Genomic DNA, 21,123 nt, shown 5'->3' with positions numbered 1-21,123 from the left:
GATTTGGGAAGCCGCGTCGGGGAGGAAGGCGAAGCCGGTTCACGCGTCTGAGTTCGGCACGGCGAAATGGCCGTTCCTTGAGGATGACGACGATTGACTCACAGGCAGCTCCACCGTAGGGTTTAATTGTTGCTCTAGCCCTCGGCAGCGGTTTATCCGTAGTGATCCGAGGAGCGTAAATGCTTGATAGTCGGCTTTATCCACGCACCGATGACGCATCTAAGAACACGACTTCTGTCGATCCCAACGAAGAGGCCGCGAACTACTGTTGTAGTCACTGCATGTCAATCACTCAGGTTTCGGCTTACGGCTGGCTGGTGCGTCGCGAGCCTCGCGTAGGCAAATTTGATGGAATCCTCGGCTGCGTAGAGCAACGAAACGAGAGTTTTGAAGTGATGGAAATCGGCGGCGGTTTTCGCTGGACCACCTTCACAGCACTTCTTGATGTGGTCACGCATTTGGCATCAAGGGCAGAGTCCGGATCCACCCGGTTGGTGAGCGCATGACCGCGGTCATTCCTGTGCTTGATCCGATGAATGGTTCCGATCACCCGCCGGCGTTGCCACTTTCTGCCACGCGCGGCAGTGCACTGAAGTTCTCAGACGACCTGACTGAAATCATCGCCATTTGGGTCGCGGAGACCGCCGTGGCTAAATCATCAGCGCCGTTATTCGAGGCATCCGATCAGCGGAAGCTGATGCTGAGCATGGCTTCGGGCAGTCAGGCTGCGTTCGGACTGATCTACGACCAGTTGTGTGTTCCGACGTTTGCGATCTGCAAGCATTATCTGAAGTCCTCGGCCGCGGTCGACGAGGCCATGTGCGGCCTGTGGCTGGACGTTTGGCAAAATGCGGCCATGTTGTCGGGGCTTGACGGCTCGCCTTGCTTGATCATCATTGGGACAGCGGAGCGCCACGCCGAGTATTGCGCTCAGACAGAGCGCCTATCCCGAGGAACGGATCTCTCTCTGCCCGAATCCCCGCCGAGGCCGCGTCAGCGATATTCCAAGTCATCAAGCAGCGCTACCTGAAAACGTCGATCGTAATCACCTCGAACAGGCCCATCGGCGCCTGGGGCGAGATCCTCGGTGATACCACCGTCGCCGCCGCGATGCTCGACCGCCTCCTGCACCGATCCGATGTCGTTACCCTCGACGGCAGCACCTGCCCTCTCTGCAACCACGCCGCCGCATCCAACGAGGTGTGCCGCGTGAAAACGGGCACGAAATCTCGCTAATCTAACCCGCGATCTGGGGAGCTTCGATGGGAAGAACTGGAAATTTAGCTGAGCGCCGTCAGTGAACTACGACGTCGACGCAACTACTGTACTGAACGCCGGAACCACAGAGCCGACCGGCAAACTCAAGCGCAACATAACCGGGAGAATGCTCTGTTTTTTCATCCTGTGTGACGTGCTTGGCGCAGGAATCTATGCCCTCGCCGGTCAGATCGCCGGGCAGGTTGACGGGGCCACCTGAATGCTGATTGGCAGGGCAGCGTCTGTTGTGGTGCCTGCTGTGCCGGTCGATGCTGAGTACAGCCGCAAGAGTAGAGAAGCGATGACTGGCTGGGGCACCGGCAGTAAGTTGAAGTAACTGTCGGCGCCTATGCCAAAGTCCCCGGGGGATCAGAAGCAGACCTACAGTATTAGGACTGTCGTAATCACGGAGATACCGAGCGTGACGTACCCCAGGATGAGCCTTGTGAGTGAGACGCCGCGTCCGATGCCGCCGAGGCGGGTTGCGCTTCGCAATCCAACGTGGCCGAAGATCACAGCGAGCACTGGGGGCAGGAAAGCCAAGAACATCATGAACAGCCCGAGGATCGGGATCGGGATCGGTATCCAGATCCCAGTGACGATGGCCACTATGCCGGGAACAAGTGAGGTGATGGCCATGCCGTTGGTGGGCGGCTTGATGACCTGCTGATAGATGATCTGCTGCTGCGGGTAGAGGGACATCTGCCGGTTACCCATTTCGTTCGGAGGGGAGTGCACTCGAACGCGTCCGTCGTCGTTGCTGAGGACGGCTTTGCGTGTTGACGGCTGCCGACCGGGCGTCGATGTGAACGGGGTTGGTGTCTGTCGCGGAGCTGTCGTTGCGGTTGTCGGGGTGGTGCTTCCCGAGGCTTGCTTGGTGCATCGCGGGTTCAGTTGTTGGTCACGAGGCCAGTTGCGGAATCGAAGGTTACGCCGGCACCGGAGGAGTCGTCGGTGATTGTGAGGCGGTAGTTTTCACCACTTATGCTCCGTGCGTAACCGCCTGTTGTGCCCACAGGGATTTGATGGAGCGCATGGCCCTCTGGTGTCGACACCATGTTGTCCGCGTTGACGAGGAGTGCAGTCGGCCACGGTTGCCCAGGCGTTCTCAGATCCTTGAGGACAAACGAGATCGTGCCGGCGGCCAATTGCATGGCTGCGCGGGTTTCATCCGGAGACCGAGGTGCGGTGGCCAACGGCGTCGTAGCGAGGCTGTCTGGAACTACTTTCGGTGCCGTGGCTGCCGGGACTGCCTGCGTGGAGATACCAGGCGCGGCGACTACCGGCTGAGTCAGAGCGGTCAGCGAAGCCAAGCTCGGCATGGGAGGCACGATGTTTGGTGCGTAGAAGAAGGCCAGGCTCCAAATGGACAGCAGTGTTCCGGCGACGCCCAGAGTTCCACCGATTGTGGGAAGTAGCCGGCTCGTGGCTCGGCCTTCTCGTCGGAGCTGAGTTGCTCGAATGGCGAGGGAGATCGCTGTGATGCCGACGGTAGTAAATGCGAATCCGCGGTACCCCGTGCTGGCGTCCGGATGCACGAGAGGAAAAAGAGTAGCGAAGAGGCCTAAGGCGACGGCCAGCAAGCCGTTCAAATTGCTCGACCGGACGCGTGGCCGTATTGAAACGTATCTATTGCGGGCGCGTGGCGGTGTCGCAAAATAGCTATTGCGGGGCGTGTACTTGTGTTGGCCGCGGTTCGGTCCCAATACCCGGGCGGGTTCTAGTCTCTAGGACCATGGCCCATGTCGCCCCACGTCTATCCCCTCAGCGCCCATCCAAATAGACGCAATTCTGCTTAGCAGCCGGGAGACCAGTCCAACAGATCCCCGAACAAGTGGGACCAACTACAGCTCGGAGTCAGGCTGAAACGCAGCCGGGACGGGTGGGTACCCCGGACGTCACATTGGACCGCTCCGTACCGTTTGCGATACGTAGAATAAAGGACGGGTTATGTGACCGTTCCCAACTTTGGGAGGTTTACGATCGTGTTGTCACGTAATCGAACATATAGATGACACGTGTCGAGCATGGGTTGAGCGCCTGTTAGCCGAACTCTCTACGGGACGAGCACGGAACGCCAGTTGAGACTCCGATCAGTGACTCGGCCGCCTTGCTGGTCGTAGAGCAGCCGGCTTTCTGCTGCTCTATCTCCGCGTCGGCTATCGCTCACTCGGGGAAAGCATCGAGGGCGGCTGTGAGCTGTTCCGCTGGTGGGAGCATCGCACGATCCTCGCTAGTGAGCTGGTCGTAGGTATAAGCGGCCACCGCCATGGGGGAGGTGGAACGTCCGAGTGCGTAACGAACGGTGTGATCGTTCTTGCTGCCGCAGATGAGGATTCCGACGGTTGGTGCATGGACTTGGTGCCGCAACTTGTCATCGACCAACGCGACATAGAAGTTCAGCTTCCCGGCGAACTCAGGTTGGAATTTTCCAGTTTTGAGCTCGATGACGAAGTAGCGGAGCTGCTCGACATGGAAGAACAAGAGATCGAGGTAAAAGTCGTCTCCGTCCACTTCCAGATGTACTTGACGACCGACGAAAGCGAACCCTGGACCCAATTCTCTCAGTGTCTCCACAATGCGGTCCATGAGAGCCTGTTCCAGGTCTCGTTCGGCTACCTCACCGGAGAGTCCCAAGAACTCAAAGGCGTAGGGGTCCTTGGCCACTTGTTGCGCCAGTTCTGAGTCCGCGGCTGCTAAATGCTTCGTAAAGTTGGACGGGGCGGTCCCTGTGCGCTCCATCGAGCGGTTCATCATCATGTTCAGCAGCACGTTGCGGGACCAGCCGAATTCTACGGCTGCTGCCGCGTACCAATCACGCTCCGGTGGTGTTTCTGCCTTGTCCAGAATGGTGCGGATATGTCCCCACGGCAATTGCGCCACAAGCTGTGGCACATTTGGTCCAGAGCCCCACGCGCTGGCCATAGTTCGCATGTACTGCAGGTTGCGCTGGGAAAACCCCTTCATCTGTGGAAACTCCGTACGCAGATCCTCGGCCAAGCGACGAATAACACCGGCACCCCATCCTTGGCTTTCCTGATGCTCCAGTATTTGCTGACCAATACCCCAGTACAGAGTGATCAATTCCGAGTTGACCCTGCGCTGAACAGTAAACCTGGCTTCACGTACCCGATTCTTCAGCGCTGCCAAGACCTCGGCATAGTCGTCGGGAAGAGTAGAAAGATCACCAGAAGCCATCCACTCAGATTACCCAAGCACTGTAGGCAATCGTCTATGTCCCGCGTCCGCCGTCCGTCCGTAAGGGGCACCCTCTACGGGACGCTTGAGTACATGATTTCGGGCTTTCGGTGCTCTGTGGCGGCGTTCTGTGACCGTTATTTGGCGCATCGACTTGGTTTTCTGCGCTAGCTCAGAGCGGGTAGTCAGCGTCTTGCATCCCATGGGTTGCGAGGCGTCTTGTCGGCTCGAGCTGCGGTTGCATAAGTAGCGTTTTCGAGTGCGTGATGGCGAATTGTTGTGCTTGATCCGCCTTGAGCTGGTAGTTCAGATGATGGTGTTCGGTGACCGTGACTGGCGGGGTGTTTGAAGTTACAAAGCGTTCGGGGGCCCGTTAGGTTATGGTCAGGCGGGACTTGACGAGGATGTCGACGCCGAGGTAGCGGCGGCCTTCAGCCCATTCGTCGGTCTGTTCGGCGAGCACGGCGGCCCGATGAGGGGCTTTGTCCCGGCATTCTCACCGGCGGGTGAAGATCTGTTCTACCGTCGCTATTTCCGCGGTAACGTCGCTCTCTGGCGTACTGGTTATGACGAGCTTGTCACTCTCGCATCCCACCTCGGCGGTGGTGTCCGGCGTAGGCGTGAAGTCCTGCTCGTCAGTCGTTGTTTCGCCGCCTTTCGCGACCGTTGTCGTTCCGGAGCCCTTCGTCCAGACAACCTCGCCGTAATTCAGTTCGGAGTCCTGAACGCTGTATCGCTGTTCCGCGGATCCTTTGATGATCTGGTCAACGGTTGCCTCGACACCTTCCACGACAGTTTTCATCGAACTGGTCACATCCGCCTGGACCGTTACAGTGTTGTCATCAAAGATGATCGTGTAGTTCCCGGTCGTCGTATCCGCGGTGGAGTTCACCTCCGCTGACGCGACAAAGTCAAGGTCCCACGTCCCCAAAAGGCAGGAACTATCATCTGTGGATTGCCCACCGTTAGATGTGCACCCTGTCACCGAACCGCCGATCAGGCCAAACGCTGCGATGGCCATGGCAAGCCTGATCAAGCGGGGTCGGGGGCCTATTGCGCGTTGTGCGCGTGTGCGGTGAGCTTGTGCGCTGAGCTTTTCGTTCCTTCTAAACATCGCTGCGGTCCCGCTAAACACTGTCAGAGCCGCTGCCAGCACGCCGCCGATCGCTAGATCCGTTACGGCTCGTGCAACTCTCATAATTTGGCTCCCGCCATTTTGATGGTCTGAACGGCGCCAAAGAAGCGTTCTGCGTGATTTTTGAGTTTTCGCAGACGCTTCGCCTTCTTGCGAGCCGCATTGTCATAGGGCGATATTGAGCTGAGAATCAAACTGCGGCGCAAACCGCTTCCTTGTCTAGATCGTAGCGAATGTCAATTGCACCGTATGTAGGCTTTTCGGTGGGCAGGCACACGATGTATTCCTGGCCAAGAAGGGCTCGAACCAGGGGTCAAGCCCCCGGGATGTAGTGTAGCGGTCGGTGATCGGCCTACGGACGGTGGGGTGGGGCGGGCAGCACACCCGTCACAGACACATGTGTCCGCAGCCGGAACCCCCTGCGGGCGCTTCTCAGGTTGGCCCGCAATAATCCGAACCATGATGATCCCAGCTCTGGCTATTGTGTGCGCACTCGGAATCCTGGTGCCGGTACTGATCGGACTCTTGCCAAGTCAGCGCAAGCGTCACGACGCGCGCCGCTGATCGGTCGAGCGGAGCGCCGGCATGTCGCCGCGCAGAAAAGTACCGTCTATCGTTGCGGGCGGCACGGGGCGGTAATTGTCTGCATTTCTCCGATCCGAGGAACGACCGGCAGATCACTCGTCGTGATCAGAGGCCAGGCCCAAGCTCCAGAGAAGTACTGCGGCGGGCACCATGCTCATCGTGACCAACGCGGTGAGGGTCATGAAGGTCCATGAATAACCTCCAAGAAGGTGGGTTGGTCCAGTGAGGAACTGGTCGACGACCGCCAGCACCCAAAGAATCCCGATAATCGCCAGCGCCAACTTGAAGGCCCGGCCGAACGCTCGGTTGCGCTGAGCTAATTCACGCTCATCGAGTACCGTCTCAGGCGCATTATCGAGCATATTGGTGGCACGTCGCAGAAAGATCGTTCCCGTCGCTCCACTGAAAAGGGCGAGGCCCAGAAGCAGGAGACCTAGGGGGTCTTGTGCGGTGAATGCTGCCGCCACGCCTAAGCTGAAGGTGATCGCGGGCGTGAAGGTCAGCGCGACCCGAGCGGTCGGCCTCCGGATCCACGCAGGAATCGGTCGCTGGCGCGAATCCCCGAAGCGGTCTTCCATCTCGACACGCAAATCAGCGGCACGTCGATTGATGCTTGAGTGAGAGTCGCTCATGAGTCAATTCCTGTCATTAGGTCGACGGTGGGGTGCGAACGGTAGAGCTGCGCGGACATCGGCGGAAACGGGTGAAGCGAGAAGATTGCCTCTACCGGGAGAGAGAAAAGCGTCGCGATCTGGAGGGCGAGCTCGACGGATGGTCTGTAATCGCCGCGTTCAAGAAAGCCGATGGTTTGATAGTTCACGCCCACGGCCTCGGCCAGTTGACGTCGCGTAATGCCGCGCTCGGTGCGCAAGACCGCCAGTCGGTTGTGCAGCCGTTTACTTGCACCATCACTCGAATTCTTGCCTGTCATAATGACATCGTTGCGTATTCACAACGAAGAAGCAAATTCTGGCACACCATCTCTATTGCAACGGAGCAAATTCAGGGCTCGACCCCAACGGGGGAATTGCATGACAGCGCCGCATTTCGTCATCACCGAACCAAGCAAGCCCTGGTCACACCCGAGGTCGACGTTGATTCAAGGTGCTCTCAGCGTGCGGGAAGGGGGACTGCCAGCTTTGAGCTGACACGGGACAAAATCAATGACGCCAAAATATTGATCATAGCCAGCCGCCACACAGCGCCGAAAGTCACAACCAAGAACGGCGGCTGCGTCCGTATCGGGGACCTCGAAAGCTATAGGTCTCGAGTGAATGGCCCCGCAGCCAAGCATGTCGGCGTCGTGTCACTCGGGAACCCTTTGCGAGACGACGTGTGCCAGCGAGTCGACTGTGTGGACAGGACCAAAGCGATGCTTCCCCACGACGTCTCCTGCTTCACGGGCTTCCTCATCCGAGTTGTCGAACCGGTTGCCCGATGTGGTCAGCCGCTCCGTGACGCCGCCGGGGCGAATCATCGACACAACACGTGTCCGATACCGTGGTGATGGCCGGAGCCCAAAAGCAAATAGTTGCGATTGCCTGTCTGCCCGATGACGGCAAATGGTAGCTCTGACAATTTCATCTATCTCCCAGACGAAGGATATTCATGACTTCTAGAACACTCAGGCCCTCTTGGGCTAATAAGGAGCTACGGTGCACAGCTCACAATCGGCAAGTTCTCACTGGGGACAGGGTACGTTTATCGTGACTGGAAAACATCAGGTGCCACTCGAGCGCCTCAACGATCCACGTGCAATGATCAATCTGTTTGTGGGGATGCAAGTGGCACTGTTTGTCGGTGTCCTCATCGGAATCTGGGTCAAATCAGCCACTTCCAACGAACCGTATTTCGCGATCCTCGGACCTTACCTTCTCTTCACTTGGCTGCCTACGGCACTTGTCCTCGCGTTCGTGGGAACCATCATGTACAGACGCGCGAAACGGCAATGCGCTGCACGAGAGAACGAATAAGGTCGAGTGAATGCAGCACCTATAACACCGTGCTGGTGCGAACCCGCGAACGGACACCCTAAGAAGAGAGTGAAACGAAAATGCTTTTGAGTCTCGTTGCTGTCATAGCCTCACTCTTTTCCTTGCTCATCGTCTCGCTCTGCGCGTTCGGAGTGATTCCGCCGACCCGAGTCATTGGAGTACGCACGAATACAACCCTCCAGTCCCGAAAAACGTGGAACACGGTCCATCGACGGGCTCTCGCCCCTCTGGCTGTCACAACGGTGGCAGTGGCCGGTTGCTGGCTTCTTTATCCGGCAGGAATTGTCGAGAGCAGCGCATCAGCTGGCTTCGGTCTAACGGTCCTAGTGGCTGGATTGCTCTGGGCGTGGACACGCGGCGTACGTGGCATCCAACATCCCGCGAATCATGCTGGATGACAGCGCCTGTCTCCTGCCAACGGAGGGACCTGCGAGATAGTCGGTGTATGCCCGACACCGTGATCGTGTGGAACGGCAAAATAGCTATCTGATCGGTCTGCCGTGCTAATGGAAGAGAGTTCCGCACGCCGAACCCCATACGGGACGAGCGCAGGATCCACTTGACACGCTCAACTGCCAGCACTCCGCTGAGTCAGTTGCGACGCGCCAGCATGGGTCTTAAACCGCGTTGGCGATTAGTCGCCCGTCAGGTCGGGGACAATCTCATCGAGCCATCCCCGGGCGATTTCGAGTCTGTTAGCAGGCACTACTGAGGGGAGAATGTACTCCCACATTTCACGCACGCGCTGCAGCAAGTCTTCCCGCCCGGTGTACGTGTCCGAGACGAGTTGGATTCCCGTAAACGTGGGAATCAGGAATCGGGCAAACTTCTCCGGGTTGACGTCGCTTCCGAAGTCGCCGTCGGCAATGGCCTGCGCGGCTAGGTGTGAGAAGGTGCGCATCCACTCGTCATAAGGGGATCGAAGCGGGGGATCAAAGTTCGTCACCTCCGTCGTCAAACGCACCCCCGCTCGGACGACCGGATCGGCCAACAGCCGCTGGGCGAGGTCAGCGCAGAGAATGATCATCGTTTCCAGGGCACTGCGATTCCTCGCGTGAATGTGGCTGCTCGCTGACAGTGCCAACGATTGTTCTTTCGCGATGACGGCCCTGGCTAAGTCTTCTTTCGACTGAAAATGAAAATACATCGCGCCGCGTGTTACGCCAGCTTCTTTCGCAATGTCGCCGGTCGTGGCCAGTCCGTATCCCAGGCGGTAGAACGTGAGGGCGGCGCCATCCACGATCTTCTCGCGCGTGGCTCGTGCTCGCTCTTGTTGCGCCATTCCTAAATCCCATCGGTTGCTATAAACACGGTACTCCGCATTCCTAAAAAAACAGGCAGGCTTGCTTTTTATTAGACTGTCCTTGGATCATCAGGTAATGGAGTGGTTTGTAATACGCCTTGGTCTCAGGGGGTAGAGATGAAAAGTTCACGAAAAACGGGGCTGGCATCAGCTGAGCGTGCGGGTTTCTTGAATGGCAGCGGCAGCGTTGCAGTCATCGACACGGCGCATTACGGCGCTTGCCTTAGATCGTCGGGCGTTGGCGACTTCGTGTTTCTGGATTCGCCCTCATCAGGCTGTCTGTTCCTAGCGGAGCGCGACGTGGCGATCGACGAGTCGAGCGGAGACGTCCTGTGAATAACAGGGTGGGTGGGTTATTCACGTTACGGCTCCGACTTCTCGGGCTGGCGTGGCGTACTTCACTGAAATGGCCTGTGGCCATTCTTATTATCGTTGCTCTGATGGTGCCGACTCTGAGCGGCGTCAATGGCACGGTTGGTGTGGCGCTCAGGGATTGGCTGGACCTGTTCTCCGCGATGATGTCCTCCCCGATCGCGCTGATCTTCCCGCTCCTCGTGGTCTTCATCGCGTCAAGTCGTCTCTACCAGGAGATGGGGAATCGGTACATCGTCGCTGTACGAGTCCGCGTGAGTATCAGGCGTTATCTCGGCTCGAAGCTACTGGTCGCGTCGCTTCTCGCGTTCGTGACGTTTGGACTATCCACGTTCCTGGCCTTTGTCGTAGCGTTCTACGTTTGTCCGGCGATCGGGAATCCGTCGGTTCAGCCCGAACTTTATGGCATGACGCCGGCTCAGGCCGCCACGGATTCGCTCACGCGCGTGACGTTCTCCTCCCTGCTGGGCCACGGCCCCTGGACCTACGGTGCCTTCTATTCGGTCTGGGTCGGATTTTCCGCAGCACTGTACGCGGCTTTCGGTACTGCCTGTCTTGTTCTGGTCAGCAGCCGAGTATTCGCCCTGGCCATTCCCTTTCTCGGTTACTTCGTTCAGACCATGGGCGCGGCTTTATTGGGAACTCCGCAATATGGGCTGCTGTATGCCGCTTTCCCATTCGGACTGATTCAGTCGTCAGCGTGGGTGGCGATAGTGCCGACCGCGATCCTGGCCGCTGTGGTGGTGGCCCTGTGGGTGCACGTACTCGTGTACGTTCGGCGGTTGGAAACGCTTCAATGAAGTCCTTTCCGCCGCCATCCCGGCTTGTCGTGGGGTCACTTATCGGTCTCGCGGCGCTCGCCTGCGCATACGGACTCTATGGTCGTGCGACCATCGCCCGGCAGGCTCCCCCCTTGCACGCTCCTGAGGTTCTTGACGTTGTCTTGGAAACGCTCTGCAGTCCCCAGTTCGTGCTCTTCATCCTGGTACCGACCTGGCTGGGACGTGCAGTGCTGTCGACCCGCGTCGAGCTCGCTCCGGACCGATTGACGCGGCACGGGAGCTATCGAGCCGCACTGACGTCGTCTATCCAGTCCTCAGCTCGGGCGTTGGCCGTCTCCGCTGCGGCCGTGCTCGCGGGTCTCCTCACCGCGTCAGCGGGACTGCCCCTCATCGCCCAAGGCGATCATCACCTGCTGGTGCCCGAAACGGTGACTGCCGCATACAGCACGGATGGAATTCTCCCGTGGGTGGCTCTGGCCATGCAATCCGTGCAGCTCGCGGGCGTTCTCCTGATCATTCACGCCGCTGTTATGTCGGCGGCCATGCTGGGGCTGCCCTTTGCACTGCGGGTCACGGCTGCTCTGGCCGTCTGGGTGTGGGCTGCGTCCGCCACACTGGGCGGGTTCACGGAGGGGTCCTTCCTCAGCGCGCAGACATATGCGATTTTCCGATTTGTGCCGTCAGATCCGCTCAGGTCAGCCGGGGCATTGGCCGCCGCAGGAGCAATGATCGTGGCCATCGTCGTCGCCGCGCTCTACCTGGACACCCGGTCCCGACACCGAGGCCGCCGGCTCCCTGGAGCTGCCGTCTTTGGGATTCTGAGCGCATCCATCGTGTTTGGTCTTGTCGCACAATCGCAGCCATGGACACGCAGCTTCCAAACCGTGATAAAAGATGCCTTCTCCGGCGACGGCGGGACCCTCCTCCAGTACGCCGGCGGAATCGTCCTGCTCGTCGGTTACGTCTTCCTATTCTCGAGCCGGCTGGCGGAAGTCAGATCAGGATGGGCACTCCTCCTTCTCATCCGGCAAGGCTCGATGTCGCGATGGGCGCGTCACGTCGCAGTGCGCGAGTCGATTGCCGCGGCGCTCTTCATCGTTGCGATCCTTGCGTGCAGCGCGGTGAGCTACGTCCTCCTCGGTGGCAAAGACTTCGGCGGCCCTGCGGGAAGCACGCCGCTGTGGTTGTTCCATTTCGTGGTGAATTGGACACTTCAGCTTCTCGTCTACCTAGCCGCAGTGTTTGTGGCCGTGCTGCTGTCCGGCCGGCGTCTCGCCGGCCTTATGGCAGTGGGAACGATCACAGCGCTCAGCGCGCCTCAAATTCAACTAGGACCGTGGCTGCCGGTGCAGGCCGCGGACATGTATCTGACAGCGGGAGGATGGTCTACTGTGCTCGTCTCGACAGCGTCCCTTCTGGTCTGGTCCCTCACGATCAGTGCACTACTCGCACTTGTGATCCGCAGAAGGTTGGTTGTCCTATGAACGGAGAGAAAATGACCCAAGCCGAGGCCGTCATCGAACTACGGAACGTGGGCAAAGCCTATAAGGGCAATGTGCTCTTTAATGACGTCACGACCACCCTGGAACGCGGCAAGACCTATGGACTCGTGGGCGCCAACGGCTCCGGCAAATCGGTACTCATGAAAATCATCTGCGGATTCGTGATCCCCGACTCCGGAGAAGTCTGGATCGATCCGGAATTCCTACCCGCCAACAGAACCTTCCCCGATCGATTCGGCGTCACCATTGACGGCCCGGCCTATCTCGGCGGAGAAACCGCGGAAAAGAACCTCCTGACCCTGGCCAAAATCCAGAACCGAATCGGCAAAGCCGAGGTTCGGTCTGCTCTCGAGCAGATAGGACTCCCCGTCGGCTCGCCAAAAAAGGTTCGCACCTTCTCACTAGGCATGAAACAGAAATTGTCCCTCGCCCAGGCCTTCATGGACGATCCCCAAGTCCTCATCCTCGATGAGCCCTTCAATGGCCTGGATGCATCCAGCTCAGCAATTCTTCTCCAGCTGCTGCGTGACTTCCAGGCTGCCGGAAAGACAATCCTGTTCACCAGCCACAACAAGGACGACATCGCCGCGCTGGCCGACGTCATCCTCGAAATCGACGGACAGCAAATCCTTCCGCGAGAGAACGACCAACGCTTGATCGCACAATAACCACCTCATCGCGCCAGTGTTTCCAATATAAATCAAGTCCTAGCAGGCCCAAAAGAATGCACCCACGACCGGTTGAATCCGCCGAACCCCTCACGGGCGCTCTAGGATTGCTGGGATTCCCAGCGAGTTTCACCATCCTTCTTCGATGAGGTCGCGTGTAAGGCTTGATTTTGCGCCACCTTTATGGAGGCCTGATGATCGGGATGAATGTGCGCTGTGAGGCGGCAGACTCCGTTTGATCGCAACCAGGCGACCATAGCTTGAGCGGCCTCCGAAGCGATTCCTTGCCCTTGCCAGTCGGGTGAAATGACCCAAGCAATGTCAGCCACGAGATTCGACCCGTCGTCTTCGACGGTTGCCTGTACGAACCCCACCGGTTTTCCTATGTCTCGCTCAATGACAACCCAGGTCAGCCACCACTGCGAACCATCTTCAGAGTGCCCAACGGTTTGTGCGGCATAGCGTTTCTCCAGCAGCTTCAGTGAGGGTATTTCTCCGCCGGTGTAGTCATAGAGTGACGGTTGGGCCAGAACCTCGATCATCGAAGGCGCGTGCTCCACCGACAGCGGTTCCAACAAAAGTCGTGCAGTAACAATGCGTTCAGTTGTGGGCCAGTCCATTCTTTGACAATGGCAGAGTCCTGAGATCTTCGTAAGCCGAACCTTCTACGGGACGAGCTCTTTGTGGTCAGGCCGGCTCTGTGCCTTTCTTGCTACGGCCACGGGATCGTCCCGGAAAGCGTAGTTCGACTTGAGCCACAAGCACGCTTCACCGTAATGGGGAAAATCCCGATGACGGCTGTACGGCATTCGTCAGGTGGATGGTGCATATCTGCGCTGACCGGGAGTCGCCGAACGTTTCGCGACGGCGATGCCGGCGGGGCGTCCGGATACGAATTTATGCAGTGTGGCGTTGACGCTCGCAATTTCCGCAGTGGTCAGCGACTGTTCGATGAAGCCGTGGAGTGTCGCTTCGACCTCTCGAATGCTGACTTCCTTCTCCCGACCGGCGTCGGTCAGGGAGAGAATCACCCGCCTCCGGTCGTCAACTGCCGGCATTCGCTCGACTAGGGACGCCGCTACCAAGCCATCGACCAAGCGGCTGGGGCTCCCGGTCTCACAGACCAGCAGTGCGCCGAGGTCGACGAGGGAGAGCGGCCCGTGATCGGCCAGCACGCGAATCACCTCAGCCTGGGACGGTGACACTCCAAGGGGCCGGAGGAGATCGAGGAGGATACGGTTACCTTCGCGCTGGGCGGCAAGAACGAGAAATCGGAGCTCCTCGACGGAATTCACGACGCGACACTGTGAGCCGACGCGTCAACAGGTTGCAGGCTCTCCACGAAAGCGCGGATCGTGTTGGAGTACAGGGTTGGGAGCGTGAAACGGAACATGTGGCCAGTTTTCGGTAACACAATTACTAACGACTGACGGATACCGTCCAACAGTTGGCGCGCAGCGTCCGCGCCGACCAGTCGGTCATCGGCCGGCGTGAGCACGAGCGTTGGTACCCGAACCAGAGCCAGCTCGTTGATCAGATTGATTTGTGTGACGGACGTCACTAGTGCGGTGTAACTCGATCGCGGAGTGTTCTGCACAAACAGGTGTCGATAGTCGTTTTGAGTATGCGGCACTTCTGCTGCCGCGTCGAAATGCGAAGCGAGCTGGGAGGCGTGAAACCGAAGCGTGCCGTGCCGATAGAGGGCGCCGTTGGCAAACCGAGACAGCCTGGCCGCGACGCCCTTCCACCTCGGAAGAGGATTCGCGGTGAACCCTCCGGATAGAACAAGCCCCACGAGGCCTTTTGGCTGGCGGAGGGCAAGAGCGAGCCTGACGACGGCGCCGAAGGAATCGCCCACCAGAACGTAGGAGTCGAGGTCGTGAACCTGTTCGGCCAGAAAGTTGGCGTAACCGTCGACATCCGCCAGGTCTTCAGGCAGTCGCATGGTGCGAGCGGGAAGACCGTCGGGACCGGTGAGGACCTCGAGGTCCCACGGTGCACCTGAAAAGCACGGCACGCACACGGCTGTTGGCCGCACGGGCACATCGAACTTCGATGACGTGTTATTGAATAACATGTCATTAATAAAATGGACGGAGAAAGACTCGAAAGTCGATGCCCACCTTGAGTCTCAACTCGTGGCTCCAAGCTGCGCCGAATGACCAACCCTCTACGGGACGCCGAGTTTTCTAGCGATGTTGAGCCGCCGCACCACGACCGCACCACGACCGCTCCGCTCGTGGCGCTGGAGGTCCCGGGGCTTGGCGCTCGTGCGCCTTGCTTAAAAGCGCCTTTGGACCCGTGGAGTTGGCCACCCGGCCTGAGCAGTAACGAGTTGTCATCATACGGCTCTGTAGTGCTTCATGCTGCGCACCGAAATGCCACACTCGTTTCATGACTTCCCATATTCGGTTGAAAAGTCGCCTCGGATTAGTGCTTCCCGCGGTGGCCATTGTGGTCGTTACTTGGCTCGTATTCTGGATGGCGCAAGGATTCCCCACGGCGTGTAACCTCATGGGTCCCTGCTCTGGCCGCGATGTGCGGGTGGCGCCCGCTCTGCTTTTCGGCGGGATGATGCTTGCACCGTTGGCGGCAGTGATTCTCATGTCCGTCGTTCGCTTACCGGCGGGCTGGCTCGTCCGACTGTCCTATGTCGCCCTCGTGCTGCTATCGGTTGTCGGGTACGTCGTTATCAGCTTCAGCGGAGGGTTCAGCGTTGATGCGGCCTTCCTCGCTGGTCTCCTTGGAACGTTTGGGACGGCACTGCTCGTCTATGTGGGAATCATTACCCTTCGACGCGAGACTTGAGCGGCTACGCTTCCAAGCCGGGACCCGGCTGGTGAGCCCTTTATTTGCAACGGCATCGTGCAGGTGCCCTGCCGATTCCCGGCGCCACGCGGCGCGCCCTACGTGATGGCGATTGGTGCCGAACTCCGACGTCGAACAGCTCGGACCATGCTTCGCCGAATGGCTTGCAGCTCAAACGAAGCGAGATGCGAAGACCGCCAGGAGAGAAACGCTAAACGACGCCGAGTATGTCTAGCACCTGCGGGTTGGTCCCTCGGTACAGGCCAGCGGCGGCCGCTGCTGTTAGACAGGGCATATGAACATTGATCCTGCGACAGTGGTGAGTATCGAGCGAGAGAGACTTCGCGCGCTCGTCGAACGCGACATGGTCGCTGCGGAGCGCCTCCATGCACCCGAATACCAACTTGTGACGCCCAACGGGTCCACACGGACGAAATCGGCCTATCTCCGCGACGTGGAATCGAAGCGACTCGAGTACCTCGTATTCGAGCCCGAATCAGAAATCTCCGTCAGATCGTCAGGAAACCTCACGATTCTGAAATACATCGCACGAACAGTTCTTAGCGTCGGCACCGCCGATGAGCTTGAAATCCGCGCTTGGCACACGGATGTTTACGAGTATCAGGATCGCCATTGGATGGTCGTCTGGTCGCAGGCCACCACAATAGCTCCATAGGGAGGCCAGCTGCGTTCCAATGCCCGTAGGGGAACGATCAACGCAACACCTTGATAGCCCCCACTGACGAGATTGCGCACGGCCGCCGTTTGCGATCATCCACCCAGCGATGGCTCGGCCTTAAGTCAGTGCCGTCAGGAGTTCGCGTTCGTCGCTGTCAGTAAGGCCAGCGCCGTGTGGCCCTGCATCCTCTCGATCGAGTTCCCATTGGAGGGTGTCGGCGAGGGTGTCCGACAGTGGGCGCAGTTCAAGGCCAGCGGCGAGGGCGCGCTTGTTCGATCGCGCGTTCATGCCATGCCAGGAGCGGTCCGCTAGCCAGAGAGGCATCGAGCGAGGACCAGACCACTCGCCGACGCCATGGTCAGCAAGCCAGGACTCTGGCGCACGGACGATGGTGTTCGGCCCGAGCCGCATCAATGTGTTCAAAGAAAGGGATTGGAATCCCCATCGCATTGAATGTCCCGACGGGTCCACCCTCGGCCCGCTGCACGAGCCAGGACGCCAAGTCTCGGACGTCGATAATGGCTGTCGGCAACTCGGGCGCATCCGGCACGAGCACTGCGCCTTCTTCGCTGGAAGGATGAGCGAATCGCCACGGCCAGTAACCGCTTCGCCCACTCAGGTCACCCGGTCCGCCGATGAGCCCAGCACGCACGATCACCGTCCGGCTGCTACCGAAGCCCGCGAGGACTGCGTTCTCGCACGCGACTTTCGCAGCGCCATAGTCCTCCATCGAGGCCATCACATCCGCGTCAAGCGGGTCCAGTCGGAGCGCGTCCTCGTTCTGGCCAATCTCCTCCTGGGAGGCGTAAGCGTTGCCGCTGGACAGGAAAACATACCGCTCCACCACCTGTTCAAGGTCCCGGACCGCGCGTCGTACGTGACCCGGCTGCCGGGCAACGTCGATCACGGCGTCCCAGTGCTCGGCGGCAACGGGTGCGAGCGCGTCGTCGCGGTCGCGGTCAGCACGTACCAGTATCGAGCCAACGGGGACGTCAACCCCGCGAGCGAGGCACGTCACCTCATGCCCGGCGGCGAGGGCGGTCGCGGCGACAGTATGGCCGACCCAGGCCGTCCCTCCAAGTACGAGAAGTTTCATGGCAGCAGCATGGCAGCTAACCAGTCAGCACGTGCGCAATTTCGCCACGAGCAGATCGGTGACCACTTTTTTCACAAGGTGAACGTGGAGGCTTTGCCAAATCGTGGCGGTGTTGCTTCCCCGCAAAAAGCAGTACCGCTGCCCCGCATTGGGAACCCTGAGCGGGACGGGGGGTTTTCGGGTCCGTTGCGGATAGGACTTACTGAGCAGCCGCCGGCGCTGTTAGATCATTCCGTGGCGCGCCAGGCAGTCGAGGTACCAGTTGAAGCCGACATCATTCACGTCGCCAGTGACCATGGAATAGTAGTTACGCTCGTTGGTTCCGGCTTCCCTGTACCCCGTCACCGCGACCAAGAATGTGCTGAGGTAATCGGACATTCCATATACTTTGGCCCCGGTTACCTGACCACCTTCGCGTTCAAGAACAATCGATCTGCGCTGCCCCAGCGCGTGCTGAATCGTCAGCAAGTTGCCGGCCAGCCACGTCGCATCCGTCAATGCCGTATGCGACGTTTCGGCTCCCGGGCGATGATTCTGCCTCAGGAACAGGCTCCTCCAATAGTCCTCGTAGGCCTCAGGGCCGCAGTCTTTCATCGCTTTCTCTTCTGCGCTGTACAGGCGTTGAAGTACATCAGGGTGAGTGATTGGGTACAGCTTGTAGATCAGGTCTTCACGGACCTCTTCATCATTGCGGTAGTCCGCACTGGAAATCGCTGCCAACGGGATCTCATAGGCCAGAAATTCCTTTTCCAGCCAACCTTCAACGGCCTCCGTTGTCCACGCTCGCGGATCGGTTTTCTTCCAGCGCTCAAACAGACTCGTCACTGTCGCTCCGTCTCATTCCATCGACAGATCCACGATATCGGGTGGCCCAGCCGGATGTTTAGACCGCCGCAAGAGGATGTGTCGATGCCGCTGGCCCCCATCGTCGTGGACGGGTGCACTGGCGCCGAAACTGTCCGTTTCACCAACCCCTAACGGATCTCTTTCAGCGGTTGAGAAGTTCGTGCGAGAGGACGACGGTGGCGAACTCGTCGTGAAGATTGATCGCGGTTATTCGGGAAAGTTCCGCCGCGCTGATCATTCCACCTTCGAGGTCTGTCCTGTCAAATGTGTGAGTTGCATCTACAGCAAAGTAGACGGTGTATCCCAAGTTTCCGCCAACGCGAGCTGTCGTTTCGCAGCAGTGATTGGTGGTGATACCGCAGATCACAATGGTCGAGATAGCGTTTTCTCGAAGCCAGGAGTCAAGATCAGGTGTGCCGTGAAAACTCGAGTTGACCGTTTTCTGGACCAATAGATCCGGAGTGCCGGACATATAGCTTTTCAGCGTATGGCCTGGGTTGTTGGGGTGAAGGGGGGAGAGCGGATTGGAGGAATTATGCTGCACGAAGACGACCGGTCGCGAAAGCCTGTGCCACTCGTTCACTAACGCTGCGATGTTCTGATCACAGTCCGCGTTGTTTCGAGGTCCCCACCATTCGACTTGGTCAAATCCTTGCTGCGCGTCAATGACGATCAAGGCGGTGTGATCATCGATCGAGAGTGGGTGGATCACGATTTACGGCTCCTTATTGCTTTACGATCAGTGACCAAAATGGTTGATCCCAAGACACAATGTAGGACCGGGACCAATTCAGCATCCCATGACGGCTGCACTGCGCATATTCGCGGCCAGCAGTTGGGCGCAGACGCTATCCCCAAAGCCGGAACTCCAATGCTCCAGAGCGATTGACGCAGCCGGCGGCACGCCGGTCACTCAAAGCTCCCGTAAGCCGAACGATGACCGGGCAACTCAAACGGAGTGCACTGCCTGGAAATTCCCCGGTTCGGTCGGTACGGTAACGAAGCAACGAACACCCGGTGGGCACGGTGACCGAATGGAACAATCATGACAGGCACCACGCTGGCACCAGTTATACACACGGCATGGCAGCTGAAATCGCAGATAACCAGGTCGCGCATGCTGCAGGCCGGCAAGGCCGCAGTAGCCGTCGGCATTTCATGGTCAATCGCTCCGTACTTGCCCGGGGTCGCCGACAACTACCCCTACTACGCACCTCTCGGTGCCCTCGTGAGCATGTATCCCACGCTCATGGGTTCGGTTCGGAATGCTCTGCAGACCCTCGGCAGTCTCGCAGTCGGAATTGTGCTCGCCGCGGCTGTGCTCGTCTTCAGCCAGCCGAACGTGGTGACGATTTCGGTCGCCGTCGGCATCGGCGCGCTGATCGCCGCGACAGGGTGGTTCGGCAACAACCGCGAATACATACCCGTGACGGTCTTGTTCGTGCTGATCGTGGGTGGGCCCGATGCCGACTCTTACTCCATCGGCTATGCCGTGCAAATCAGCCTCGGCATCGTCATCGGGCTCCTGATCAACATGTTGGTCTTTCCCGCGCTGAACCTCAAGGCCGTGGGCCAGAACCTCTCGAACTATCGCTCGGCGCTGGCCGATCACCTATCCGAGGTCGCCGAAGCCCTGGCCGAGAACTGGCCACCGGAGCGGGATGGCTGGGCGTCGCGCAAAGACTCGCTCATCAAACTTTCCAGCGGGCTGCGAACTGCGCTGCAGCAGGCCGACGAAAGCCGCAAAGTCAATCCGCGGGCTCGAATCCACCGCCACCGAGACCTGAGCGCCGACTACGAGGACCTTGCTGCGCTCGAAACCATTGCCTTTCATGTGAGGGATCTCACGGAGGTACTGGCCGGGGCAATGTGGGGCACCCCGATCAAGGTACAACTGAGAGAGGACTTGCGCCCGTCGGTGAGCCTGGCGCTTGACGCGATGGCTGCGGCGCTGCGTGATTGGGATTCAGGAAATACGGATCTGACGGCGCACTCCGCTGCCGCGGATGCGCTTGCGTCCCTCATGGCCGAGCTTGACAACATAGAGGACTCCACTCCGGCGACGTCGATGGGCGCCGCGATATCCATCGCGATGGATATCGCCCGAGCGCTCGCAGCCCTACTCTCCCGCCTCGAAGGTCCGGCGACTGATGACTAGTTGCGATGACCTGACGCCAGGGCATTTTGACTTTCGCATCGTTCCCTGGCTAAATTCGGCGAAGCATTTATTGCCGCAGACCCCGGTAGCGTCGCTGTTTCTCACCACGCTAAGAGAGCATTAGATGAATATTTTCGTCATCGTCGTCATCGTCGCCATTATCTTGCTGCTGGTCGGTGGTTTCGTTCAGGCCTTGCAGTTCCTGCTCTGGGTAGGCGCCGTCCTCCTGGTCAGCGCAGTCATCGCATGGGCTATCCGCAGCCTGTCGGGCCGCAGCCGCTGACGCGTGTGACCGACAAGGTCGAGCGGGAGGACGAGGCGGCCGAAACCCCACGCCAAGAATTACGGCGGACAACACACAGCTACGGCCATCCGCAATAGCCCCGCGTGGGTTCGCATTTGGGAAAGGTATTTGGGACCGAAGAGGTGGCCTCGATCGCGGTCAATAGAGTCTCCTCGCGTCCCATTCCACGTTCGACGAATTCATCCCTTCGTCGCGACGACCGCTGGAATTCGCCGATCCTCTAGCGGGCATCCGGATGCATGGCGAGGATGACTTCGACCTCGCGGTGGACGCGGTCGTGGTTGAAAGACCGGAAACCAAGGCCGTCCGCGAGACGCCTGCCAAGCCTGGCGAACAAGGCGATCGAAGCGCGTAAAGCCCTGGCAGAGTCCACGACGTCGAAATGTGCCCAGCACTGTTCAAGCGCTTGCTGCACGTCGGCGTCCATCCATTGCCG

The 21,123-nt window shown here is 59.1% G+C and carries 26 protein-coding genes; 11 read left to right on the top strand and 15 right to left on the bottom strand.

Going from position 1 to position 21,123, the window contains the following annotated elements; all coding sequences use genetic code 11:
• Positions 1 to 179 precede the first annotated feature (179 nt).
• The 4 genes from CXY72_RS19105 (at position 180) to CXY72_RS00980 (ending at position 1,477) form a co-directional block, all read left to right on the top strand.
• Complete coding sequence (locus tag CXY72_RS19105; RefSeq protein ID WP_158252418.1) at positions 180 to 506, top strand: hypothetical protein; 327 nt, start codon at positions 180 to 182, stop codon at positions 504 to 506.
• Positions 503 to 1,030: a hypothetical protein gene (locus CXY72_RS19910; protein WP_233197579.1), complete on the top strand. Its 528-nt coding sequence runs from the start codon at positions 503 to 505 to the stop codon at positions 1,028 to 1,030. Before CXY72_RS19105 ends, CXY72_RS19910 begins: the two co-directional genes overlap by 4 nt.
• Positions 925 to 1,236: an ATP-binding protein gene (locus tag CXY72_RS00985; RefSeq protein ID WP_233197578.1), complete on the top strand. Its 312-nt coding sequence runs from the start codon at positions 925 to 927 to the stop codon at positions 1,234 to 1,236. The genes CXY72_RS19910 and CXY72_RS00985 overlap by 106 nt, the downstream gene beginning before the upstream one ends.
• 61 nt (positions 1,237 to 1,297) lie before the next feature.
• On the top strand, positions 1,298 to 1,477 hold the full coding sequence (locus CXY72_RS00980) for a hypothetical protein (RefSeq protein WP_104125864.1): 180 nt from the start codon (positions 1,298 to 1,300) through the stop codon (positions 1,475 to 1,477).
• A gap of 161 nt (positions 1,478 to 1,638) precedes the next feature.
• Here CXY72_RS00980 and CXY72_RS00975 read toward each other — a convergent pair whose 3' ends face one another.
• The 7 genes from CXY72_RS00975 to CXY72_RS00940 form a co-directional block, all read right to left on the bottom strand.
• Entirely contained in the window at positions 1,639 to 1,995 is a 357-nt protein-coding gene (locus CXY72_RS00975) for a DUF4190 domain-containing protein (RefSeq protein ID WP_199183896.1), read from the bottom strand.
• A gap of 152 nt (positions 1,996 to 2,147) precedes the next feature.
• Positions 2,148 to 2,849 (bottom strand): hypothetical protein, encoded by a 702-nt coding sequence (locus CXY72_RS00970; RefSeq protein ID WP_104125863.1) that lies wholly within the window; start codon positions 2,847 to 2,849, stop codon positions 2,148 to 2,150.
• Between the two features lie 574 nt (positions 2,850 to 3,423).
• Positions 3,424 to 4,455 carry a YhcG family protein gene (locus CXY72_RS00965; RefSeq protein ID WP_104125862.1) on the bottom strand — a complete coding sequence of 344 codons (1,032 nt, stop codon included), beginning with the start codon at positions 4,453 to 4,455 and terminating at the stop codon, positions 3,424 to 3,426.
• A gap of 496 nt (positions 4,456 to 4,951) precedes the next feature.
• Positions 4,952 to 5,347, bottom strand: a complete 396-nt coding sequence (locus CXY72_RS19100) for a hypothetical protein (RefSeq protein WP_146070997.1) — start codon at positions 5,345 to 5,347, stop codon at positions 4,952 to 4,954.
• Positions 5,348 to 6,267: 920 nt separating this feature from the next.
• Positions 6,268 to 6,807 (bottom strand): hypothetical protein, encoded by a 540-nt coding sequence (locus tag CXY72_RS00955; RefSeq protein WP_104125860.1) that lies wholly within the window; start codon positions 6,805 to 6,807, stop codon positions 6,268 to 6,270.
• A complete protein-coding gene (locus CXY72_RS00950) occupies positions 6,804 to 7,106 on the bottom strand; it encodes a helix-turn-helix transcriptional regulator (RefSeq protein ID WP_104125859.1) in 303 nt (100 codons plus the stop codon). Before CXY72_RS00950 ends, CXY72_RS00955 begins: the two co-directional genes overlap by 4 nt.
• A 1,697-nt stretch (positions 7,107 to 8,803) precedes the next feature.
• Entirely contained in the window at positions 8,804 to 9,451 is a 648-nt protein-coding gene (locus CXY72_RS00940; protein ID WP_104125857.1) for a ScbR family autoregulator-binding transcription factor, read from the bottom strand.
• Positions 9,452 to 9,885: 434 nt separating this feature from the next.
• Here CXY72_RS00940 and CXY72_RS00935 point away from each other — a divergent pair, with 434 nt between their 5' ends.
• From CXY72_RS00935 to CXY72_RS00925, 3 genes are read left to right on the top strand one after another with little or no spacing between them, the layout of a single operon-like run.
• Entirely contained in the window at positions 9,886 to 10,644 is a 759-nt protein-coding gene (locus tag CXY72_RS00935; protein ID WP_104125856.1) for a hypothetical protein, read from the top strand.
• On the top strand, positions 10,641 to 12,110 hold the full coding sequence (locus CXY72_RS00930) for a hypothetical protein (RefSeq protein WP_104125855.1): 1,470 nt from the start codon (positions 10,641 to 10,643) through the stop codon (positions 12,108 to 12,110). The genes CXY72_RS00935 and CXY72_RS00930 overlap by 4 nt, the downstream gene beginning before the upstream one ends.
• An 11-nt stretch (positions 12,111 to 12,121) precedes the next feature.
• Complete coding sequence (locus CXY72_RS00925; RefSeq protein WP_104125867.1) at positions 12,122 to 12,796, top strand: ABC transporter ATP-binding protein; 675 nt, start codon at positions 12,122 to 12,124, stop codon at positions 12,794 to 12,796.
• A 101-nt stretch (positions 12,797 to 12,897) separates the two neighbouring features.
• On the opposite strand, the gene CXY72_RS00920 is transcribed toward CXY72_RS00925, so the two are convergent.
• The 3 genes from CXY72_RS00920 to CXY72_RS00910 all read right to left on the bottom strand — a co-directional run bounded on the left by CXY72_RS00920 (position 12,898) and on the right by CXY72_RS00910 (position 14,873).
• Positions 12,898 to 13,416 carry a GNAT family N-acetyltransferase gene (locus CXY72_RS00920; protein WP_104125854.1) on the bottom strand — a complete coding sequence of 173 codons (519 nt, stop codon included), beginning with the start codon at positions 13,414 to 13,416 and terminating at the stop codon, positions 12,898 to 12,900.
• A gap of 192 nt (positions 13,417 to 13,608) precedes the next feature.
• Positions 13,609 to 14,091, bottom strand: coding sequence for a MarR family winged helix-turn-helix transcriptional regulator (locus CXY72_RS00915; RefSeq protein ID WP_104125853.1), 483 nt, complete (start codon positions 14,089 to 14,091; stop codon positions 13,609 to 13,611).
• Entirely contained in the window at positions 14,088 to 14,873 is a 786-nt protein-coding gene (locus tag CXY72_RS00910; RefSeq protein ID WP_104125852.1) for an alpha/beta fold hydrolase, read from the bottom strand. The genes CXY72_RS00915 and CXY72_RS00910 overlap by 4 nt, the downstream gene beginning before the upstream one ends.
• A 317-nt stretch (positions 14,874 to 15,190) precedes the next feature.
• Here CXY72_RS00910 and CXY72_RS00905 point away from each other — a divergent pair, with 317 nt between their 5' ends.
• Positions 15,191 to 15,604 (top strand): hypothetical protein, encoded by a 414-nt coding sequence (locus CXY72_RS00905; RefSeq protein WP_146070994.1) that lies wholly within the window; start codon positions 15,191 to 15,193, stop codon positions 15,602 to 15,604.
• A gap of 316 nt (positions 15,605 to 15,920) precedes the next feature.
• Complete coding sequence (locus CXY72_RS00900; protein WP_158252417.1) at positions 15,921 to 16,280, top strand: nuclear transport factor 2 family protein; 360 nt, start codon at positions 15,921 to 15,923, stop codon at positions 16,278 to 16,280.
• Between the two features lie 120 nt (positions 16,281 to 16,400).
• Here CXY72_RS00900 and CXY72_RS19905 read toward each other — a convergent pair whose 3' ends face one another.
• The 4 genes from CXY72_RS19905 to CXY72_RS00885 all read right to left on the bottom strand — a co-directional run bounded on the left by CXY72_RS19905 (position 16,401) and on the right by CXY72_RS00885 (position 18,937).
• Entirely contained in the window at positions 16,401 to 16,571 is a 171-nt protein-coding gene (locus CXY72_RS19905; RefSeq protein WP_233197577.1) for a hypothetical protein, read from the bottom strand.
• A gap of 70 nt (positions 16,572 to 16,641) precedes the next feature.
• On the bottom strand, positions 16,642 to 17,379 hold the full coding sequence (locus CXY72_RS00895) for an NAD-dependent epimerase/dehydratase family protein (RefSeq protein ID WP_233197576.1): 738 nt from the start codon (positions 17,377 to 17,379) through the stop codon (positions 16,642 to 16,644).
• A gap of 222 nt (positions 17,380 to 17,601) precedes the next feature.
• Entirely contained in the window at positions 17,602 to 18,204 is a 603-nt protein-coding gene (locus CXY72_RS00890) for a hypothetical protein (RefSeq protein WP_104125849.1), read from the bottom strand.
• A 163-nt stretch (positions 18,205 to 18,367) separates the two neighbouring features.
• Positions 18,368 to 18,937, bottom strand: a complete 570-nt coding sequence (locus CXY72_RS00885; RefSeq protein ID WP_233197575.1) for a cysteine hydrolase family protein — start codon at positions 18,935 to 18,937, stop codon at positions 18,368 to 18,370.
• Between the two features lie 333 nt (positions 18,938 to 19,270).
• Here CXY72_RS00885 and CXY72_RS00880 point away from each other — a divergent pair, with 333 nt between their 5' ends.
• Both CXY72_RS00880 and CXY72_RS19720 read left to right on the top strand, forming a co-directional pair.
• Positions 19,271 to 20,383: an aromatic acid exporter family protein gene (locus CXY72_RS00880; RefSeq protein ID WP_104125848.1), complete on the top strand. Its 1,113-nt coding sequence runs from the start codon at positions 19,271 to 19,273 to the stop codon at positions 20,381 to 20,383.
• A 124-nt stretch (positions 20,384 to 20,507) separates the two neighbouring features.
• The gene (locus tag CXY72_RS19720) at positions 20,508 to 20,666 is read left to right on the top strand and encodes a hypothetical protein (RefSeq protein ID WP_199183895.1); all 159 of its coding nucleotides are present in this window, start codon (positions 20,508 to 20,510) and stop codon (positions 20,664 to 20,666) included.
• A gap of 241 nt (positions 20,667 to 20,907) precedes the next feature.
• Here the strand turns inward: CXY72_RS19720 and CXY72_RS00875 are convergent.
• The coding region (locus CXY72_RS00875) for a hypothetical protein (RefSeq protein WP_199183894.1) at positions 20,908 to 21,123 on the bottom strand (216 nt) is incomplete at its 5' end.

Source organism: Cryobacterium sp. Y57 (assembly GCF_002929505.1).
Taxonomy (GTDB): domain Bacteria; phylum Actinomycetota; class Actinomycetes; order Actinomycetales; family Microbacteriaceae; genus Cryobacterium.
This window is presented reverse-complemented; position numbering and strand designations above follow the sequence as displayed.

Bases quoted from the DNA above. Each gene is read 5' to 3' on its own strand.
- CXY72_RS00920 (WP_104125854.1), bottom strand. From the start codon at position 13,416: ATGGACTGGCCCACAACTGAACGCATTGTTACTGCACGACTTTTGTTG.
- CXY72_RS00940 (WP_104125857.1), bottom strand. From the start codon at position 9,451: ATGGCGCAACAAGAGCGAGCACGAGCCACGCGCGAGAAGATCGTGGAT.
- CXY72_RS19105 (WP_158252418.1), top strand. From the start codon at position 180: ATGCTTGATAGTCGGCTTTATCCACGCACCGATGACGCATCTAAGAAC.
- CXY72_RS00955 (WP_104125860.1), bottom strand. From the start codon at position 6,807: ATGAGCGACTCTCACTCAAGCATCAATCGACGTGCCGCTGATTTGCGT.
- CXY72_RS00965 (WP_104125862.1), bottom strand. From the start codon at position 4,455: ATGGCTTCTGGTGATCTTTCTACTCTTCCCGACGACTATGCCGAGGTC.
- CXY72_RS00895 (WP_233197576.1), bottom strand. From the start codon at position 17,379: ATGAAACTTCTCGTACTTGGAGGGACGGCCTGGGTCGGCCATACTGTC.
- CXY72_RS19720 (WP_199183895.1), top strand. From the start codon at position 20,508: ATGAATATTTTCGTCATCGTCGTCATCGTCGCCATTATCTTGCTGCTG.
- CXY72_RS19905 (WP_233197577.1), bottom strand. From the start codon at position 16,571: ATGAACGCGCGATCGAACAAGCGCGCCCTCGCCGCTGGCCTTGAACTG.
- CXY72_RS00950 (WP_104125859.1), bottom strand. From the start codon at position 7,106: ATGACAGGCAAGAATTCGAGTGATGGTGCAAGTAAACGGCTGCACAAC.
- CXY72_RS00925 (WP_104125867.1), top strand. From the start codon at position 12,122: ATGACCCAAGCCGAGGCCGTCATCGAACTACGGAACGTGGGCAAAGCC.
- CXY72_RS00910 (WP_104125852.1), bottom strand. From the start codon at position 14,873: ATGTTATTCAATAACACGTCATCGAAGTTCGATGTGCCCGTGCGGCCA.
- CXY72_RS00905 (WP_146070994.1), top strand. From the start codon at position 15,191: ATGACTTCCCATATTCGGTTGAAAAGTCGCCTCGGATTAGTGCTTCCC.
- CXY72_RS19910 (WP_233197579.1), top strand. From the start codon at position 503: ATGACCGCGGTCATTCCTGTGCTTGATCCGATGAATGGTTCCGATCAC.
- CXY72_RS00930 (WP_104125855.1), top strand. From the start codon at position 10,641: ATGAAGTCCTTTCCGCCGCCATCCCGGCTTGTCGTGGGGTCACTTATC.
- CXY72_RS00880 (WP_104125848.1), top strand. From the start codon at position 19,271: ATGACAGGCACCACGCTGGCACCAGTTATACACACGGCATGGCAGCTG.